Genomic DNA, 20,068 nt, shown 5'->3' on the forward strand with positions numbered 1-20,068 from the left:
ATTTTCGGAGTATTGTTTTTAGATTTTTCTTTGAACAATACTCCATTTTAACTCCCAAATTACATCTTTATCTAAATCCATTAACTCAGCTTCGCAATTTAATAGTAAAATCCTTATCTTCCGCTCATGAATTTAAACATAAAATATGATGAATATAGGCTATCTAATGGTATGCGTGTTATCCTGCACAAGGACAAAAGCACACCAATTGTTAGTGTAAATGTATGGTACCATGTTGGTAGTTGGAATGAAAGACCGGGTAAAACAGGATTCGCACATCTGTTTGAACACATGATGTTTCAGGGCAGCCAGAATGTCGGCAGCGATATGCATTTTCGTTTGCTTCAGAGTATTGGTGGATCTGTAAATGGTTCAACATCTTTTAATCGCACAAATTACTATGAAACTGTCCCATCCCATTATCTCGAGCTTGCCTTATGGCTTGAAGCAGACAGAATGGGATTTCTACTTCCGGCAATGACACAGGCAAAACTGGATAACCAGATTGATGTAGTAAAAAACGAGCGTCGTCAAACAGTTGATAACCAACCTTATGGAACCTGGCTTGAAAAGATTTTGGAAACTGCATATCCAGCGGACTGTTCATATCACTGGCCTATTATTGGTTACATGGACGATATTGATAATGCCTCTCTGCAAGATGTAAGTGAATTTTTTAAAACCTATTATTCTCCGGCAAATGCATCTTTATGCATCGCGGGCGATTTTGATGATGTTGAGGCAAAAGAGTATGTTGAAAAATACTTTGGTCCGATAGCAGGCGTAAAGTCAATTCCGGCAGTAAAGAATACTTTTAGCGGTCAGTTTTCAGGGGAAAAAAGGGAAAATGTAAAAGACAATATCCAGCTTCCTCGTATTCACATGGCTTATCATATTCCGGCATTTGGTGAAAAGGATTGGTACACTGCCGATTTTCTTTCTGATCTGTTATCGACAGGAAAAAGTTCACGTCTTTATCACTCGCTTGTTTATAAGCAGCAGCTGGCCCAGGACGCCTATGCTTTTACATTTGGAACCGAAGGAACTGCTTTAATGGTTTTTGTAGCAACTGCGCAGAATGGTGTGCCCATTGAAAAGCTTGAAAAGGCAATGCAAAAGGAAATTGATGAGGTTATTGTAGGCCATGTAGAAAACTCTGAAATTGAACGGATTAACAACCAAATTGATGCACAGAAACTGAGAGAATTACAATCAATTTCTCATATTGCCGATTCATTAAACGTGGCTGCCGTGCATTTTGATGACCCAGGATATATTAATCGCGAACTTGACATTTACGGTGCCATTACAAAGGAAGAACTTCTAAACATGGCGCAGAAATATTTAACAGAAAATAACAGGGTGGTATTGAACTATTTACCAAAATAAATATGAAAACAACTTTTGACCGTTCACAAATACCACAGGCCCAAAAACCACGTACTTTTTATTTTCCCGAATTTGATCGATTTAAATTGTCCAATGGATTAGAAATTGTCTTTGCCCGCCATGAGAAATTACCTATCCTGGCTTTTCAATTAGTAATAAATTCCGGAGCAAATTTTGATGATTCCGGGAAAGAAGGGCTGGCATCTTTTGTTTCGGATTTGATACCTGAAGGAACAACTACCAAATCATCTTTCGATTTTTCCCATGCACTGGAAGACCTGGGAACTCAATTTAGTACGCATGCAGATTGGAACGGCGCATTTTTGGAGATGATAGCAATAAAAAAACAATTGCAACCAAGTATTGACCTGCTTTGTGATGCGCTTTTTAACCCTGCTTTTGATAAAGATGAAATTGAACGAACTAGAAAAAGATTATTAAATCAGCGTTTACGAATTGCAGATAATGCCGGAAGCATTGCTCATGAAAAGTTTGCCGAAGAAATTTATGGTAAAACCCGCTATGGAATTCCAGTCAGTGGGAATAGCAGGCAGATTAAACAATTTAGCCAGGATGATGTTTTATCTTTTTATAAAAAAGCCTACCAACCGCAAAATGCAACTTTAATTATTGTTGGTGATCTGACTACTGCTGAAGCAAAAAAGCTTGCGGAAGAAAATTTTGGAAAATGGCAAAACACAGTACTTTATAAAATTACTGAACCGCAGTTTTCCCTGAACGAGCAACAAAAATTGTTTCTGGTACATAAAGAAAATGCCCAGCAGGCTGAAATCCGCATTGGCCATTTAGGTGTAGACAGATCAAATCCCGATTATTTTTCCGTAGCCTTGCTTAACCAAATTTTGGGCGGATATTTCCTTTCCCGTATAAATTTAAACCTTAGAGAAGACAAGGGTTATACATATGGCGTCTCATCACGTTTTATAACTCGTAAAGCCTTGGGTGTTTTTATGGTAAATACTGCAGTGGAAACAAAATTTGCAATTGATTCTGTAAAAGAGATTATAAAAGAGATTGAAAATATTCAGCAAGAAATGGTCTCAGATGAAGAGTTGGAGCAGGCCAAAGGATATTTGGCTGGAATTTTTCCCCTGGCTTTTGAAAGCGGTTCTCAAATTGCAGCCGGGCTTTCCAATATTACTGTCTTTAATCTGGAAGATGATTACTACCGAACTTACCGTGATAAAATTGCCGCTGTAACAAAAGAACAGGTTTGGGAGGCAGCAAAAAAATATTTACATCCGCAAAAATTATCCATTGTTGTTTGCACAGATAAAAACCATGTGGAAGCTGAATTTGAAAAGAACTTTGATGTTGAAGTATCAATATATAAAAAAGAAAAATAAATCTTCTTATTTGTGAAAAACATCAAAAAATAACTTAAGGGTAATTAAGTTTGCCCATGACGATAATTTGTAGGAATGATTATCTCCAGCTTTTTTTACCAGATTCTCCAATTCTTTTTTTTCTACAATATCAAAAAAAACGCTATTTTCCCTCAAAAGAATTTCTTTAATTTCTTTAAAATTAACCCTGAAAAACAGGTCGTAGTCGGTTACAAATTTCCTTAGTGAAAATTTATGGTAGGCTATTTCATTAACTTTCTTAAGTGAGTTTTGAAGCACAAGCTCGTAGACCATTGGGAAATACCGAAAAAAAGTAAACCCATGATATGGGGCTGGCATTCCCATATTCTCAAGATAAAATGATTTTAATTGTTTGGAGGTTTCATTTACAATATAGCGATAAATAGATTGATTCCTTCTGTGCTGAGGAGAAAGCTTTTGAACGGCATTAAAAGCCTGCAAATTAAGAAAAGGATGTGCCAGCAAAACCCAATTCATTTGAGCATTCCCTGCGTATGAATATCGGTTAGCAGAAATTTGATTGATATAAAAATAGTCAATCTTATCTGCAATGTTTTCTATATGGTTTGTGGATTCAAAATATTGGTCAAGGGATTTTTTAATCATAACTAAAGTGGAATACTGAAAATGTTCTTTTAACAAACCTGAGTTTAAAAGAGGTGATTTTATAAAATGTACAAATTGATCTGGAAGCGGCAAGGAACTATTAATCCGTTTCTCAGCAACCTTCATAAATTGGCGGCGGTATAAAGCGCCTCCATGACTATCCAATAAAAGCTTATAGTTTCTTTTAGAAAATTCCCACGATCTACATGCATGAGCGGCGGTTATAGGAACAAGACCTTCTGTCATAAAAGTGAATTTTTCCCAGATTGAGGGAAGTGTTTTTATAAAATCCTTATCGAAAATCAGAGTTTTATGATTCAATTTCAATTTTGAAGATATCTTTCTGGCAATGGAAATATCTCTGGAATCTTCAAGCCCGTGCGTAAATGCTTTTACTTTCTTGGTACAGTTTAAATGATCTATAATACCCCAGGTTACGCGGCTGTCAAATCCACCTGTAATTGCTGCTCCGATTGAGTTGTGATTTTCAATCCTTTTTTTTATTGAACTACTGATCGCGTCTTTAATTATAATAATACTTTTTTGTGTTTCATTATTATAAGTATAGTTAGGAATATAATATTTAGAACTTGAAAGTTTAGTTTGAGATGCTTTCACTATCTCTGCTGCTTGTAGTCTTTTTATGTCTTTGTAGTAGGTGCGATTATTAAGGTTGTAGCCTAAGCCAACAAATTCATTCAGACCTTGTTCATCAAATGCTTTTTTTTGCAATGTTTTAGTAATTGCGTGTATTTGAGAAGAAAAAATAAATAGATCTTGCTCGAAATAATAATGTAATGAAAAGTTTCCAAAGGGATCATTACACAAAATCATTTCATCATTGTTTTTATCATATAGGGAAAAAATAAAAGCACCATCTAGTTTTAATAAAAAATCTTTTCCCGATTTTAAGAATGGATAAAGAAAACCATTTTCAAAATTCTTTTCTGATAGTAATGATGAGTCCGGTAAAAATATTTCTCCAAATAATTGGAAAACATAGGCGCCATTTTTGCTTGTTTGAGGCCAGGATGAGTTGAAATAAGGCGCTGCAAACCCAATTCCCACTGATTTTTCTTTTGATAAAAAAGACTTGGCAGGATTGTCAAATCCTTGAGTAGCAGCAACTTTTAATCCTTCTGAAATCTGTTCAGAATTATATTTTTTTGATTTGTTTATAAAGCCAAAAATGCCGGCCATAGAAATTCCTTAAAAATTAAAAGGGGAATGAAAAACATCATCGGAAAACTTTTTACCACTCTCTGGGTGTCGAACTGTGCGCTTTAAAACAAAATCAAAAAGCAAAGGATTATAAGAGTAAATTTCATTTAATGCTTCTTCCTCTTCTTCAGTAATAAACCCAGCCTTTTCCAATGAGGATGTACGAATTACAAAATTTATTGCAGGCAAAGGATAATCCGAGCCGTTGACAAGGCGATGATGCCACTCTTCTTTTTCTAATAAAACTTTTAAGGCCTCTTTAAACCGGTTGTACTGAGTAATACCGGATATTTCACCATAAAGATGGTTCTCATATTTTGGATTGTTCATTAATCTTAAAAACAGTTCGAAGTTTGAGACGGGTTCTTTTTCCTCTGAGTCAAGGTCTTCATTTTCACCGAGACTTGCACAATGAGCGATAATTACTTTTAACCCTAAATCAAGTGGAAGCCTGTATAGTAAGGGATTTCCAAGTTTTTGCATCTCCTCCGCTTCAACTGCTTTTTCCTCACCTGCATGCGAAAGCAAAACCATGTTATGTTTAATCATTGTTTTATAAAAAGGAATTATTGTAGAGTCTGCAGGATTCATACCCATTGCATTGGGCAGCCATTTTACTATTTTTATGCCCTTTGCAGCCCATTTTTCCAATTCCTCAATTGCATCTTTTCTATATGGGTGGACAGATATCGCAGGTATAAACAAATCCAGGTTGTTTTGTGATACTTGATAAACATAGTTGTTGGGTGTGTAAATATCTGTTAAACTTGTATCTATAATACCATCTTTATTGTAGTGTTTATCAAAAGCCATAATAGCATATTTTCCATGATCCGGAATTGCCCGAACCAATCGTACAAGCCTGTCGACATAAAGTGAGTCCGTCAGTTGTGGATCATTAATCCCGGCTGCATTTAAATAAACTTTGTAGCGTATGTTTCTAAATGGATGCAATACCGATTGCATCGCAGGGTTGACAAAAGTCCCGCTGTTATGTGTGTTTAACCCAACTATATGATTGTGATAATCAAAAAGTTTGTTTTTATCTATCCCGGAAAATGCATCAGAAATGAGCTCTTTTGCTTTGGCGCTAATTTGTACATGCATTTCTTCTGGTGGCCCTTTAAAATCACCTGCAATTTTTGTAAGCATTCCGGTGCAACCCGCAAGTATTATAAGTAGTAAACAAAAGGCGATTATTTTTAGCGATAAGTTTTTGTTTATCATTCTCAAACCTGTTTTCTTTTCTTTAGATTTAATCATTTATTCCTGTAAAATATTCTGTTTTAGACTGAAGGTTGCCAATAGTTTTAAACATTTTCTATGACAAATTAACAAAATAAATATATTTTCAAACGATTTTATTATTGGCTGTAGAAAAATCAATTTTAAAAAGTTTCGTAACATTTTGCATCCTCTCCCCGTAAAGAGAAAAGCAATTCCTCAAAAAAGAAAACAACCAATCACAAATGTGGAGAAATAAAATGGGCAAAAAGAAAATGTTTTGGACGTTTGCTGTTTTAATTGTGGTCATTGGAATCATCGCATCATTCACTATGAATAGCGATAAAGAAGAGGCCCTGACAGTGCAAACTGCAAAAGTTGAATATAAGAAAATTGTGGAAACAGTATCTTCTACAGGTATTATTCAACCGGAAACCCAGGTAAAAATTAGTGCTGATGTAGCGGCCAAAATTACCAAGATGGATGTTAATGAAGGTGATTGGGTAGAAAAAAACCAATTCCTGGTTCAGTTGGACAGAGAAAAATATTTGGCTTCTGTAGAAAGTGCTGAAGCTAATCACCGTTCTATGCTGGCCAATGCTAATCTTGTTAAAGAAAATATGATTCGTACAGAAAAAGATTACAAACGCATGAAAGAATTGTTTGATAAGAAATTGGAATCGCAAGCAGCAATGGATCAGGCATATGCCTCCTACAAAGTAGAAAAAGCGCGTTACCAGTCAAATTTGGAGCAGGTTGACCAAGCCAATGCAGCATTGAAACAGTCAAAAGACGATCTTTCTAAAACCACAATTTATGCGCCAATGGCCGGAACAATATCGCAGCTAAATAAAGAAGTAGGCGAGATTGCTCTTGGTTCCCAATTTCAGGAAGATGTAATTATGGTGATATCCAATCTTAATAATATGGAATCGCTTGTAGATGTTGATGAAAATGATATTGTAGCACTACAACTTGGTGATGAAGCATCTGTTGAAGTAGATGCGTTGCCCGATGTTCAGTTTAAAGGGGTTGTAAGTGAAATCGCCAGTAGTGCAAAAGTAAGCTCGCAAGGTACAGCCGATCAGAAAACTGAATTTGAAGTTAAAGTGCGCATTTCTGATCCCGGTGAAAGTTTGAGGCCTGGTATGACAGCTGGTGCAGAGATAGTAACTGAAGTCCGTGAACACTCTTTGGTTGTGCCCATCCAAAGTGTTGCAGTACGTACACCGGATCAGCTTAAAAACAAATCGGCCCAGAAAACTGAACAAGATTCTGCATCTGCACCACAATATACACCGGATAAAGATGGTTTTGTACAGGTTGTATTTGTTGTTGATGGAGATAAAGTAAATGCTGTTCAGGTGGAAACTGGAATTCAAAGTGAGACACATATAGAAATTACCAGTGGACTTTCTGAAAACGATCAGATTGTAACCGGAAACTACCGGGCAATTAGCCAGGTTTTGCAAAATGGAACTGAGGTTAGTGTAGAAGGCGGGGATGAAGAAAGACTTGCTGCTAACGATTAATTAATCAGCCTTCCAGGTTTAGCTATCTGGAAGGTTTTCAAATTTTTTTTCGGAGTCTGTTTTATGAGATCAATGTCAGACATAAATGAAGCTTTTCGTATCGCATTAAACGCGATAAGAGGTTATAAAAGCAGGGGCATTTTAACTACTCTTGGGATAATTATTGGCATTGTGGCAGTTGTTACAACCATGACAGCCGCAAACGGTCTTTCCAATAATTTTAAAGAAAGTATTTCCGCTGTCGGGTCTGATGTTTTTCATGTTTCCCGAACACCATGGATTTTCTCCGGCAATTTTCGTGATTTTCGAAACCGGCCCAATCTTACCTACAAGGACAGCCAGAAATTAGAAACCCGCCTGAACGATGCCCTGGCCATCAACCCTACTACAGATACGCGTCGTGATACAAAATACGAATCCGAAGTTTTGGAAGGTACCCGAATTGTAGGGACCACTGACAAGCATATTGCAGTCTCGGAAGGGCTCCCGGAATTTGGACGTTTTCTTGTCCCGGCTGATATTCAATACAAGAAAAAAGTTTGCGTTATTGGCACCGATATTAAAGATCGCCTTTTCAAAAACGTAGATCCAATCAATAAAAAGATCAAAATAGGCTGGTATAAATTCCGAATTGTTGGCATTATGGAAAAGCAAGGAAGCGCCGGATTTTTTGGTGGGCCAAATTTTGATAGCCAGATTTTTGTACCTATTACAACATTCGAGAAATATTTTGGTGGAAGACACCGTGGTTATACAATTTCTGTAAAGGCACCTTCGCAAGAAGCGATGGCCGATTTTGAATATGAGTTGATGGGTGAGATGCGCAAAATTAGAAAACTTAAGCCGGTCGAACAGGACAATTTTGCCATAAATACAATGGATACTCTAATCGACGCATATAATAATGTTATGGGCATTGTTGTTCTTGTTGGTTTATTAATTACAGGAATTTCATTGTTTGTTGGCGGTATCGGTGTAATGAACATTATGTTTGTATCTGTTACTGAACGGACACGGGAAATTGGCATCCGCAAAAGTATTGGTGCAAAAAAGAAATCTATTCTGGCTCAATTCCTTTTTGAATCATCTACGATTTGTATGATTGGTGGGATAATTGGTGTAGTGCTTTCTTTTGGAGTGGCCTCACTAATCAATACGTATGTAATGCCGGCAAGCATTTCATTGCCTATCGTGATTGTGGCGTTGATAATTTCAATTTTAACCGGTGTTATATCTGGATTTATCCCGGCCTACAGGGCTTCGCGTTTAAATCCGATCACTGCGCTTAGTTTTGAATAATTTTTTGAAAACCGAAGCAGAATGAAAGCATTAATTATAAAGTAATTACCGTCATCCTGAATTTATTTTCGGCATGACGCTGAGTAGGAAATTAAACAAACTGGGAAACCATTATGATACTACCTGAAGTATTTCGCATGGCCTTAACATCCATCTGGAACCACAAATTACGTTCCTTTTTAACCCTGATTGGCATTATTGCCGGTGTTGCTTCAATAATTGGTGTAATGACTGGAATTTCGGTTATTCAAAATACAATCGAGGATGAAATGAGTGTTTTGGGCAGCGATGTTTTCCAGGTACAAAAATGGTTAAATGGACCATCTACCAGGGCGGAAAGAATTAAGGCCGCAAAGAGACGGCCAACGACAGTTGCCCATGCCGATGCAATCCGTGAGAATGTAGGAACGGTTAGCCTGGTTGGAGCAGAGCTTTGGAGTTTTGGCCATACAGTAAAATACCGTGACAAAGCTACGAATGGAGGCATGACGGTCTGCGGAGCCACTCCTGAATATCCGCCGAATAATACTCATTTTGTGCAGCATGGCAGAAATATTTCTAATGAAGATGTTAAGTTTGGACGCAGTGTAGTTGTTATCGGCTATGCGATTGCACGGGAATTATTTCCATGGACAAGTCCTCTACAGCAGGTAGTTAAAATTGACGGACATAAATACACTGTAATTGGTGTTTTCGAAGAAAAGAAATCAGCATTTGGCTCAGGATTTGATAACTACAATATTATCCCTATCTCAAAATTTTTAGATATTTATGGCATGCGAGATCCAAATCGCCATTTTGAGCGTTCAGTAAATATTACCGTGAGAGCCAATTCTCCAGAGATTATTAAAGATGCAATTGCCGAGACCCGTGCATTGATGCGCCGCATGCGTGGTCTTAAATCCAATGAGGAAGATGATTTTACCATCTTTTCTAATGACAGCCAGATAAAGACATTTAACGAACAAACAGCCGGTGTAAAAACAGGTGCATTTGTGATTGGAATTGTGGCCTTAATAGTGGCCGGAATTGGCATTATGAATATTATGCTGGTATCAGTAACTGAGCGGACGAGGGAAATTGGTGTGCGCAAAGCACTGGGTGCAAAGCGAAATAATATTTTGGTTCAGTTTTTATTAGAGGCTATTATTCTATCTAATATTGGCGGTTTAATTGGTGTTGCAGTTGGTTTTGGCCTGGGTAACCTGGTTAGTGTGTTTACCGGGTTTGCCATAAACATACCTATGGATTGGGCCATTATTGGCCTCGCATTTTGTACAGCAATTGGTTTGATTTTTGGACTTTGGCCGGCGCATAAAGCATCCGTCTTAATTCCGGTGGAATCCTTGCGTTATGAGTAGGTAGTTTTGTAACCATTTTTTTTACACAGAGGCGCAGAGTTCGCCGAAGAAGAAAAACCCCGGCAAAGCCGGGGTTTTTGTTTTTGTATCAACTTTTAATTCTTCACATTCATAACCCATCCAAGCACAACGATAAGATTTCTAAAAAGTATTTTCTCAGGGTTCTTTGCGAGCTCTGTGTTAAAAAAGTATATTTTATTCAAAATATAGAAAAACTTTAAATGGGGGTAACTGATGAATGTTATAACCAAACAATTCCAAAAATCTACAAATGGTTTTAATGATATGGTGGATATCACTCGCGAGATAGAACAATTTATTGCTGATAAAAGCCTGCAGGAAGGGCAGATGCTGGTTTTTATAAATGGTGCAACGGCCTCAATCAGCACAGTGGAATATGAACCGGGGCTTATGAAAGATATACCGGAAATGCTGGAAGGCATTGCCCCCATGGACAAACGATATCATCACAATGACACATGGCATGATGGAAACGGCTATGCGCATGCACGATCTACTTTAATGGGGCCAATGGTTGTTTTGCCGGTTTATAAAAACAGGTTGGTTCGTGGCACCTGGCAACAAATCATTCTTTTGGATTTTGATAACAGATCCAGAACACGCACAATTACTTTACAGTTTACAGGCATGGTGGATAATTAAAAAGTGTTATGTAACGACAGAACATTGTTCTGTTTCTATTGATACATTGGTACTGAAGTTATCAAGGTTTATTTAAAGGAAATAAGTCCACTGTTGTTGCGCCCATTTATTGTTATGGAAAGCGGGCTGTCCAATCTTAAGTGGCGCACATAACGGAGAGTGGAAATAGTTTTTTGTTTATCAAGCCAATCCCAGTTTAAAAAGTGTTTTTCATTTTTAGGATTTATTGTAAAATAACTGATTTTAAATGAACTCACATTCTGAAAAAAATGCGATGCTTGTGATGGTTCGATAACCATTTCTTTTATGCCGCTTTCAATTATTGCTTTAACCCCTGCAATTTGTTCCCAATTTACAGGTACTCCCAACCAGGGATCACTGCTGCCAAGCCGGCCCAAAGTTATTAAAACATATGGCTTATTTTTTCTTGATAATTGAGAATTGAACTGCATAATTTCATCGGCAATTATTGTAGTTTTCGAACGGTCAAAGCTATCGCGGCTAATAAGGATAATATCACAGATATTTTTAATATGTCCGTTGCCCAAAACTCGATCGCTGAAACAAAGTGAATTTTTCTTCTCTTTTTCAGAAAATGTGATTTTGATATTATCATTCTTATTGGCAATGGGCCGCATTTGCAAAAGACAAAATTCGTGAGGCTTCTCCTTATCTTTGGAAAAACGCATTGCAAATTCTAATTCTATATCATTGCCCATGCCTTCTTTGCCAAGTTTCAAAAAAGACGAAATGATTTCAGGCAGCGGAAAAATTTCTTGCTTTAAAATTGGGGATAAGGTAATTATTCGTTGTCCATGACGCGAGATTCCATCATAAATAGCCCTGTTTTCATGTGAATAAGTAGATGCACTAAATTGAAGTGATCCGTCTTCTTCGGCTTCTTTCATGGAATATTTTTTATCATCGCCAATTCGATGCTCATGATCATGCGAAAGTTCAATCGCGTAAAAACTGTTTTGATTGTTTTCCAACGTTTGTTCCACTGTTGAAAACTGTTGAATATGCTTTGGGTATTTAGGACAAAATGTTAGGCTATTTTCGCCTTCAACAACCGTCCTGCCTAATCCAAGTGCAACAGATACAAGACCATCATCGGAATTTGCAGGTGGAACAGAGTAATAATTGTAAGATTTTGCAACACCTGAAATATCAGGATAAAAACGAGAGCCGTAAGTGTTGCCAACCAGGTTTTGTATTACTACGGCCATCCGTTCCTCTTCCAGCCGGTATGACGTATACTTCATATAGTTGCGCGCCCTTTGCGAATATGTAGACGCATATACTGTTTTTATAGCCTCAACAAGCCGGACAAGCCTGGTGGTTGTATGTTCCTGGTTATTGGCAAACATTACTGTGTTGTAAACACCCGCAAATGGGAAGTACTGAGAATCTTCCAAAAGACTGGAAGAGCGAATAGCTATGGGTTGTTTTACAATTTCAAGATATTCAAAAAGCTGTTCTGAAATTTCATTAGGGAATTCAGCATCCAGAAATGTTTGCAAAATTGTTTCATCATCCTGCATGTCCATAACAGTTTTAAATAACTTGTTTTTGTTCATAAAGGATTCGAACACATGCGTTCCCAAAACCAGGGCTGATGGGATTTTTATGATCACATTATCAAACTTCATGTGAAGATCATGATTGTTAACAAGCTGGTTTAAAAAGCTTAGTCCGCGGGCCTTCCCGCCGATTGAACCGCTGCCAATGCGCGAAAACCCAAATTCAAGATCAAATGTGTCTTTATTGAAATCTGTTAACACACCTCGTTGCTGCATGCTTGTGTACAAATCAAGAGACGAAACAAGTAGATTGCGCAAATCATCTACACTGTCATAATCAGATAATTTTCTGGGTCTTAGTTTAAATGCCAGCCAAAATTCGCGTCTGGCTTTTAGCCAATTGGAAAAATGGTTGCGGTCCGAATGATACTTTAAGCTTTCATCGGGAATAGTTTTTAGCATTTCTTTCAGGCTGTTTAAATCGGTTGCCCGGCCAACTTCTTGTTCTTTTTCAGTTTTAAAAATAAAATCACCAAAGCCCAGGTTCTCTATTGTAAAATTCTGGATCTCTTGTAAAAGATATCTGGAGTCTTTATGTAAAAATGAAGCTCCTGCCTTATAAGCTTTATTCTGATTTGCCAAATCGTGCGATTGAAGAAGGATAGGAATATCGGCCTTCTTTTCTTTTATATAGCGCGTTAAATGTATTCCCGCATGTTCATCACGCTGGTCATTTCTCATATAATTTACATCGGATACAACCCCTAAAATGTATTCTTCATAATCATCAAAATATTGACATGCTTCTTCAAAGTTTGTCGCAAGCAAAATTTTAGGGCGGGCGCGCATCCGTAAAAATTTATGATAAAGATTGATTCCCTGTTCTATCAACGTTTGAGATTGGCTTAGAAGTTCAGAATAGAGAATAGGCAGGTAGGAGGAATAAAAACGAATATTATCTTCAACAAGTAAAATAATTTGAACACCGGCAAGCTTCACATCGCGGATAACATTTTGCTGATCCTCAATAAGTTTAATAATTGCAATAATAATTCTGAAATCACCATTCCATGTAAATATTCGGTCAAATGGCTTTGGTGTGCTGCTGGTTAAACGCGGATTAAATTCACTGGTATCAAAAACAAGGTGCACAACAGGGAGATTTTGGTTTGTTTCCTTAACTTTTCTGGCAAAATCATTTACGGCAATATCACCACTATGGGTTGTAGTAATTACAAGATCAATTCTGTTTTCTTCACTTAGTAGATCTAATGCTTCTTTGCCGCTGGAAACCCGTACAATTTCTGGTGAATGGCTTAGATTTAATTGAAAATATTCCTGGCGTAAAAACTGGTAAATGCGCCCGTCTTCTTCTAATAGAAATAAATTATACTGGCTTGAAACAAGCAGGATTTCTCTAACACGAAAACGCATTAAAGATTGGAATACTTTAAAACGGTCTCCGGTAGGAAAATCAGAATAAAAAGCTTTGGCGAGTTTTGATTTGTTCTCTGGAGATTTGGGTTTCATAGACGCTTTAATGTATAGTTATTTTATTTAAAAAAACAGCAGGGATAGAAATGGACCAATCCCTGCTGTTAAAATAACTTACATTTATACTATGCCCTGATCAAGCATTGCATCTGCAACTTTTAGGAAACCGCCGATATTGGCCCCGTTTACATAGTTGCCTTCGCAGTTAAAACGTTTTGCAGTTTCCATACAAGTTGTATGGATATTTTTCATTATTTCCTGCAAGCGCATATCAACTTCTTCACGGCTCCATGGCAGGCGCATACTGTTTTGAGACATTTCCAATCCTGAAACAGCTACACCACCGGCATTAGCTGCTTTTCCCGGACCATAAAGTATTTTTTTATCCAGAAACAGGTTTACACCATCAATGGTTGTTGGCATATTTGCGCCTTCACTCACAACATAAATACCGTTGTTTAACAAATTCTGAGCATCTTTTGCATTTATTTCATTCTGTGTTGCGCTTGGGAATGCACAATCTGCTTTGTTATCCCAAAGTGGATTATGATCCAGGCTGTTATCAGTTGGAGTAAAAGTAACACCGTTAAACTCATCGGCATATTCTTTAATCCGGCCGCGGCGTACATTTTTTAAATCCATTACAAATTCAAGTTTCTTGGCATTAATGCCTTCAGGATCATAAATAAACCCGGATGAATCGGATAACGTTACAGCCCGACCGCCAAGTTCTGTTATTTTTTCAACTGTATACTGGGCAACATTTCCACTTCCGGATACCAGGCACGTTTTGCCTTCCAAAGTCTGGTCACGCGTATTGAGCATTTCTGCTGCAAAATAAACCGCACCATAACCGGTTGCTTCCGGGCGAATAAGTGAACCACCCCAGTTAAGGCCTTTTCCGGTAAGGATTCCGGTAAACTCATTACGAATTTTTTTATACTGTCCAAAAAGGAAACCAATTTCACGGCCACCAACACCAATGTCACCGGCAGGCACATCTGTATTTGGACCTATATGCCTTTGCAGTTCAGCCATAAAACTTTGTGTAAAACGCATTACCTCATTATCACTTTTTCCTTTAGGATCAAAATCTGAACCACCTTTTCCACCGCCCATTGGCAATGTAGTAAGGCTGTTTTTAAATACTTGCTCAAAAGCTAAGAACTTTAAAATACCCAGATTAACAGATGGGTGAAACCGCAACCCTCCCTTATATGGTCCAATTGCGCTATTCATCTCAATCCTGAAACCGCGATTTATATGAACATTCCCCTGATCGTCCATCCAGGGTACACGAAACATAATTACGCGTTCCGGCTCGATTATGCGCTCAAGCACTTTTGCTTTTCTATATTCGGGGTGGCGTTCTAAAACAAGGGAAAGCGACTCGACAACTTCTTCCACAGCCTGATGGAATTCGGGTTCACTTGGGTTTTTGGCAATTACTTCTTGCATCAGAGATTTGACATACTCGCTCATGTCTTCCTCCATGTAATTAAAAGTATGATGTATAGTGAGTTATTTGTTTTTTTTCCTGAAATCATTCTGTTTGGTTTTTAACCCATCATGGGGCTGTAATTAAATGAAATCAGGATTTCTTATTCTCAGTGACTTAGAATTAACTCTTTTAGATCATTTTCTTCTTTAATATTTTCTTTCTGTTCTTCGTCAAGATATGATACATCAAGCATCCCTCCAGACTTATAACCAGTGCGCTGATAATTGATTTCATCAAGACACAAGCTCCAACCCATTAACCAATTATCTAAAGCTTTTTTTTGTGATTTGTTTCCTACAAAGTCTATATATAAATCTATATCACTGCCGGTTTGGGCAGTTTGTAAAAGTGAACTGCCTCCAAGATATAACTTGTTTACGCCAAACTGTTTCTTATCTAATTGAGAGGCCAGTTTTTCAGCCATCAGTACACGCCATTCAGAATGAATATTATCTTCATCCGATATGTTTACAGTAGATGGTTCTGCTGTATCAATACTTCCGGGCGATGAAAAAATTGCAACTGCTTTTTCAAGATCTGCATTCATTAAAATTTTTAATATACGGCCATCTAAATTTGATGCGACATTAATTACATGGACAACATCTTTGTATTTTTCAAACTCCGGTAATAATTTTGTAAACAGATTTGGACTCTTTAATAAAAAGTGTTCATTAAAAACCACATCATCCCCATCCGGATAAAGAGGAAGATAACGAATTGAAGCTTCTACCAGATCTTGAAAAAAATGTGTGCCAAAGGAAAGATCAGGCACATAATTACCTTTTTTTCTGGCAACTTCAATTAACACGGCGGTATTGTTTATATCTGAGTAGGTTACGCTGACACCAAGTTTAATATCGCCGCGGCTGCCCCATCTACCCGGTCCCATTAAAATAAATTGTCTTTTGGGCAGGATTATATTCAGCTTACTGATTGCTTTGCCAATTTCTTTTAAGTCTTCCAGGTCATTTAATTCATTGTATTTTTCCGGATCGACATAAACGATATGGGTAATATCAGGAACAAGCCCATTTGAGATATAGCGGTTTGCTGAAAAAAGGATATCTTCTTTAGGAATATTTTCAGGAATTGGCGTTGGTGCATCGTATTTACTGTAGCTTTGTGGTCTGCATTGCAACAAAAACAAATCATCGCCATTAGAGGCAAATTCAATATCAACCGGAGTTGCCAAAGCACCCTGAAGTTCTTTTAAAATACGCTGCATTAAAAGTATAAAGTCAGATTCATTTGTTAAACCATCGAAAGTAACAACTAAATCTTCTTTCCCATAATCTGTATTTATGCCCATTGGCCTGCGTAAATTATGATGCTCGAAAATGGAAACTACACGGTTAATATGAGGATAATCATCCCCATTACTTTTAAACAGGTCTTTTAATTCAATCGTTTCAAACTCATGTGTTTCAAGATTAAGTACATCAGCTTTATGCGGAGAATAGCGGACAACATCATTAACACTTACATTTGCTCGCAAACCAGGTTGACCGGGTGCAATTAAAATTGGATAATCATCGCTAACTCTATCTACCGCGCGTGTTCCTAATCCCGGAACAAGTCGGATCAAACCATCTTCCCGTTTAATTCTTGGTGACCAGCGGAATTCATTATTACTAAATGCTACACCTGCAAAACAGGGCAGAAAGTAATCCCCAACTTTTTTACCAACAACTTCCTGGATCATTATCCCCATTTCTTCATGAAAATCCAAAAGTCCGCGCTCTGTTCTATACTCAATTGGATCAGGTCCTATGGTTGAGGCATAAACCTCAGCAATTGCATCCATCAAAGCTTCAAGTCTTTCTCTTTTTGGGCCTTGGTTTGCTAAAAACAGGCTTTTATATTTTCCGGAAAAAGCAGAACCCAGGCGATCTTCAAGTAGGCTTGAACTGCGGATAATAATTGGATTAAAACCAAAATCATCAAGCGCAACGGAAAGGCTTTTCTTTATTTCCGGTGGGAAATAGGAGTTTTTGAATAGTTGTACAACATGTGGATATTCTTTGCGAACTTCGTTCAGGCTTTTATATTTTTGTTCAAGAATTTCTTCCAGGTTATTATAATGCATAAACTGGATCATCGTATCCGATGAAATATGCCAGGTTTTTGGAACCTTAATATTCTTTAATAATTCCGGATCATGAATGTTTTTTCTCAGGATTCTTTCAGCCAGAAAAACACCGGCACTTTTTCCACCCAGTTTTCCATGGCTACCAGGTGGGAAAATTGTACGGTCAATAAGATCGTTAAAATCATTAACCATTACGTAGTTTTTTGCAATATTGATAAACTCTAGCTGATCGGAAAAAAATCTACGGAGTAAAGCGGCACGCACACCAATCTTAGCAGAAGGCATCAATTGCAGTCCATCGGGTGCAATCTGGTAATAACGTCTGATTGCATTTGCAATATCTGTAAGTGAGCTGTCATTATTTGCAGCTGCACGCACCAGAAAAGCTGTTTTATCCTGCTGCATCCATTTCTGGATATTTGTAAGAATTTCCGTTTTGCTAAGATATTTTTGAGCCAGCTTAAAAACTTCGGAACTAATTTCTTCAGAATGGGCAAATGTTCTTTTTTGAAGAGGTGTATTTACTTCACCCAAAACTTCGCTTTGTTGGTATTGTTGAATAGAGCTGAATTCGTGAAGAAGATGTTCAGCTTCAGGAATGCCTTGCCAAACCAGGTGATTCAGCATTTTACGGGATATGCGGATAAATAAATCGGGATCAGTCCTTTTTAGTAATTCTAAAACAACCTTCCATTCACCCTCTTTTCTTTCGCTGAAATCTTGCTTTGTTGTTTCCCATTTGTTAAAAACGAGTTTAAGCTTTTGGTACATTACATAATGGCTTAACCGCGTAGCAATATTATTGATTAAAATTACTTCATCTTCTAAGAAAGGACTGTTATTTTGTTCCGGTTTTTCCTCAGTATAATAAACACGTATATAGCCACTATTTCTACCATTAACTTTTATATCTGCATGGAGCATCCAGGGCGATTCACGAAAAGCATCAGAAATATACTCTTTCCTTCCATACATAATCTGAACGCGGCATACTTCAGGATATTGCCATCCGATTGGAATTATATTTACTATTTGATTTAGCGCGTCAGTTGTACTTAAATCAGGAACGGCCAGAACTTCTTCGATTTCATACATGCAGTTTAATTCACGTACGCGTTCTTCTAAACTTACAACAAGTGTATCGAAGGATTTTTTTGGTTGGGTCATAAAATTTGAATCCAAAATAAAACATTTGAAATAGCTATTGTTATGAGTTTCAATTTGCTAGTTACAGGTTAGCTTCACCATGTAACGAATTAAACTGCTTAACATCCTCGGGCTTGAGGCTATATAAAGTTATTCTAACCTGTAACTTGTAACACGCAACTTGTTTTATACCCACCCTCTGTCTTTACAGGCCTGTGCAACACGGCTGATTGAAATTACATAAGCAGCATCACGCATAAACAGTTTTTTCTTTTCTGCCAGTTCATAAACTGCTAAAAATGCGTCAGTCATTTTCTGATCCAATCTTTCAAGTACCTCTTCGCGTGGCCAGAAAAAGTTCATATTACTCTGAACCTGCTCAAAATAACTGCAGGTAACGCCACCGGCATTAGCTAAAAAGTCAGGTATTACAAATACACCTTTTTCTTCTAGAATGGCATCTGCTTCAGGCGTTGTAGGACCGTTTGCGCCTTCTGCAACAAGTTTTACAGAGCTTTTAACTTTAGTGACAGTTTCAGCGGTTATCTGGTTTTCAATGGCTGAAGGAATTAATATATCCACTTCTTGCTCAATCCAGGCATTACCATCTAAAATTTCATAACCAGCTTCTTTCGCCTTGGCTTTATCAATTCCACCAAAACGATCTGTAATATTTATCAAAGTGTTATAATCAATTCCCTCAGCTTTTTTAAATGTATAAGAGGTCTGATCTGTTTGATCCCAGCAAGAAACACAAATAACTTTTCCACCCAGTTCTTCATAAAGTTGAATGGCGTATTGGGCTACATTTCCAAATCCCTGCACTGCAGCAGTTGTATTTTTTACATCAATACCCAATTTTTTCAATGCTTCACGCACTGTGTAAATAACGCCATAACCGGTTGCTTCTGTTCTTCCTAGAGAGCCTCCCATTCCTACAGGTTTGCCAGTTATGAAACCAGGAAATTTTGAACCATGAATGGTTTCAAATTCATCAAGCATCCATAACATATGCTGGCCGTTTGTCATAACATCCGGTGCAGGCACATCGGAGAGCGGGCCAACATTTTTGGCAATCTGGCGAACCCAGCCGCGGCATATTTGTTCTTGTTCCCCGGGTGTTAAATTATGAGGATCACAAATAACCCCACCTTTACCGCCGCCTAATGGCAAATCCACAACCGCTGTTTTCCAGGTCATCCACATGGAAAGGGCACGAACTGTGTCAATAGTCTCCTGAGGGTGAAAACGAATCCCGCCTTTGGATGGTCCTAATGCGTTATTGTGCTGAACTCTGAAGCCTTTAAATACTTTTGTTTTTCCGTTATCCATTTTTACTGGGATACTAAAATGATATTCGCGTAAAGGATCGCGTAATAATTCTCTTGTTCCTTCATCTAAGCCAATTAAATCTGCTACCTTGTCAAACTGAGTTTGAGCCATTTCGAAAGCGTTGAATGATTTGTCTGCCATTCTGTGTTCCTTTCACAAAACAAGTTTTAGTTTTTCTTTATGTTTATTTATAAAAAACAATCATACCTAAATATACGGCATTAAAAGTCAAAAGAAAATAACGAAATTGGTTTCTTTTACAATAAATCTTAAAAAGCGTAATTACGCATAAAAACA

Annotated in this window: 12 protein-coding genes; 6 read left to right on the forward strand and 6 right to left on the reverse strand. The window is 37.6% G+C overall.

The genetic code is table 11. The annotated features are described in order from the left end of the window. Nucleotides 1–126 precede the first annotated feature (126 nt). Together HND50_14070 and HND50_14075 are read left to right on the forward strand one after the other, a co-directional pair. The gene (locus HND50_14070) at nucleotides 127–1,389 is read left to right on the forward strand and encodes an insulinase family protein (protein NOG46363.1); all 1,263 of its coding nucleotides are present in this window, start codon (nucleotides 127–129) and stop codon (nucleotides 1,387–1,389) included. 2 nt (nucleotides 1,390–1,391) lie between these two features. Beyond that, a complete protein-coding gene (locus tag HND50_14075; GenBank protein ID NOG46364.1) occupies nucleotides 1,392–2,756 on the forward strand; it encodes an insulinase family protein in 1,365 nt (454 codons plus the stop codon). 6 nt (nucleotides 2,757–2,762) lie between these two features. Here HND50_14075 and HND50_14080 read toward each other — a convergent pair whose 3' ends face one another. Continuing rightward, nucleotides 2,763–4,583, reverse strand: coding sequence for a hypothetical protein (locus tag HND50_14080; GenBank protein NOG46365.1), 1,821 nt, complete (start codon nucleotides 4,581–4,583; stop codon nucleotides 2,763–2,765). A gap of 9 nt (nucleotides 4,584–4,592) precedes the next feature. Further along, nucleotides 4,593–5,867, reverse strand: a complete 1,275-nt coding sequence (locus HND50_14085) for an amidohydrolase family protein (protein ID NOG46366.1) — start codon at nucleotides 5,865–5,867, stop codon at nucleotides 4,593–4,595. Nucleotides 5,868–6,088: 221 nt separating this feature from the next. On the opposite strand from HND50_14085, the gene HND50_14090 reads away from it, so the two are divergent. The 4 genes from HND50_14090 to HND50_14105 all read left to right on the forward strand — a co-directional run bounded on the left by HND50_14090 (nucleotide 6,089) and on the right by HND50_14105 (nucleotide 10,683). Continuing rightward, complete coding sequence (locus HND50_14090; GenBank protein NOG46367.1) at nucleotides 6,089–7,360, forward strand: efflux RND transporter periplasmic adaptor subunit; 1,272 nt, start codon at nucleotides 6,089–6,091, stop codon at nucleotides 7,358–7,360. Between the two features lie 63 nt (nucleotides 7,361–7,423). Next, nucleotides 7,424–8,659: an FtsX-like permease family protein gene (locus HND50_14095; GenBank protein ID NOG46368.1), complete on the forward strand. Its 1,236-nt coding sequence runs from the start codon at nucleotides 7,424–7,426 to the stop codon at nucleotides 8,657–8,659. A 113-nt stretch (nucleotides 8,660–8,772) separates the two neighbouring features. After that, the gene (locus HND50_14100; protein NOG46369.1) at nucleotides 8,773–10,020 is read left to right on the forward strand and encodes an FtsX-like permease family protein; all 1,248 of its coding nucleotides are present in this window, start codon (nucleotides 8,773–8,775) and stop codon (nucleotides 10,018–10,020) included. Nucleotides 10,021–10,254: 234 nt separating this feature from the next. Then, the gene (locus tag HND50_14105) at nucleotides 10,255–10,683 is read left to right on the forward strand and encodes a YjbQ family protein (protein ID NOG46370.1); all 429 of its coding nucleotides are present in this window, start codon (nucleotides 10,255–10,257) and stop codon (nucleotides 10,681–10,683) included. Nucleotides 10,684–10,751: 68 nt separating this feature from the next. Here the strand turns inward: HND50_14105 and HND50_14110 are convergent, their stop codons facing one another. The 4 genes from HND50_14110 to HND50_14125 form a co-directional block, all read right to left on the reverse strand. Beyond that, nucleotides 10,752–13,640 carry a histidine kinase gene (locus tag HND50_14110; GenBank protein NOG46371.1) on the reverse strand — a complete coding sequence of 963 codons (2,889 nt, stop codon included), beginning with the start codon at nucleotides 13,638–13,640 and terminating at the stop codon, nucleotides 10,752–10,754. Between the two features lie 180 nt (nucleotides 13,641–13,820). After that, complete coding sequence (gdhA, locus tag HND50_14115) at nucleotides 13,821–15,182, reverse strand: NADP-specific glutamate dehydrogenase (GenBank protein ID NOG46372.1); 1,362 nt, start codon at nucleotides 15,180–15,182, stop codon at nucleotides 13,821–13,823. Between the two features lie 125 nt (nucleotides 15,183–15,307). Further along, the gene (locus HND50_14120) at nucleotides 15,308–18,460 is read right to left on the reverse strand and encodes a pyruvate, phosphate dikinase (protein NOG46373.1); all 3,153 of its coding nucleotides are present in this window, start codon (nucleotides 18,458–18,460) and stop codon (nucleotides 15,308–15,310) included. A gap of 165 nt (nucleotides 18,461–18,625) precedes the next feature. After that, complete coding sequence (locus tag HND50_14125; protein NOG46374.1) at nucleotides 18,626–19,912, reverse strand: Glu/Leu/Phe/Val dehydrogenase; 1,287 nt, start codon at nucleotides 19,910–19,912, stop codon at nucleotides 18,626–18,628. Nucleotides 19,913–20,068 lie beyond the last annotated feature (156 nt).

The sequence above is a fragment of the Calditrichota bacterium genome (assembly GCA_013112635.1).
In the GTDB taxonomy this organism is placed as follows: Bacteria; Calditrichota; Calditrichia; order Calditrichales; family J004; genus JABFGF01.

Bases quoted from the DNA above. Each gene is read 5' to 3' on its own strand.
- HND50_14070 (NOG46363.1), top strand. From the start codon at position 127: ATGAATTTAAACATAAAATATGATGAATATAGGCTATCTAATGGTATG.
- HND50_14075 (NOG46364.1), top strand. From the start codon at position 1,392: ATGAAAACAACTTTTGACCGTTCACAAATACCACAGGCCCAAAAACCA.
- HND50_14080 (NOG46365.1), bottom strand. From the start codon at position 4,583: ATGGCCGGCATTTTTGGCTTTATAAACAAATCAAAAAAATATAATTCT.
- HND50_14085 (NOG46366.1), bottom strand. From the start codon at position 5,867: ATGATTAAATCTAAAGAAAAGAAAACAGGTTTGAGAATGATAAACAAA.
- HND50_14090 (NOG46367.1), top strand. From the start codon at position 6,089: ATGGGCAAAAAGAAAATGTTTTGGACGTTTGCTGTTTTAATTGTGGTC.
- HND50_14095 (NOG46368.1), top strand. From the start codon at position 7,424: ATGAGATCAATGTCAGACATAAATGAAGCTTTTCGTATCGCATTAAAC.
- HND50_14100 (NOG46369.1), top strand. From the start codon at position 8,773: ATGATACTACCTGAAGTATTTCGCATGGCCTTAACATCCATCTGGAAC.
- HND50_14105 (NOG46370.1), top strand. From the start codon at position 10,255: ATGAATGTTATAACCAAACAATTCCAAAAATCTACAAATGGTTTTAAT.
- HND50_14110 (NOG46371.1), bottom strand. From the start codon at position 13,640: ATGCGTTTTCGTGTTAGAGAAATCCTGCTTGTTTCAAGCCAGTATAAT.
- gdhA (NOG46372.1), bottom strand. From the start codon at position 15,182: ATGAGCGAGTATGTCAAATCTCTGATGCAAGAAGTAATTGCCAAAAAC.
- HND50_14120 (NOG46373.1), bottom strand. From the start codon at position 18,460: ATGACCCAACCAAAAAAATCCTTCGATACACTTGTTGTAAGTTTAGAA.
- HND50_14125 (NOG46374.1), bottom strand. From the start codon at position 19,912: ATGGCAGACAAATCATTCAACGCTTTCGAAATGGCTCAAACTCAGTTT.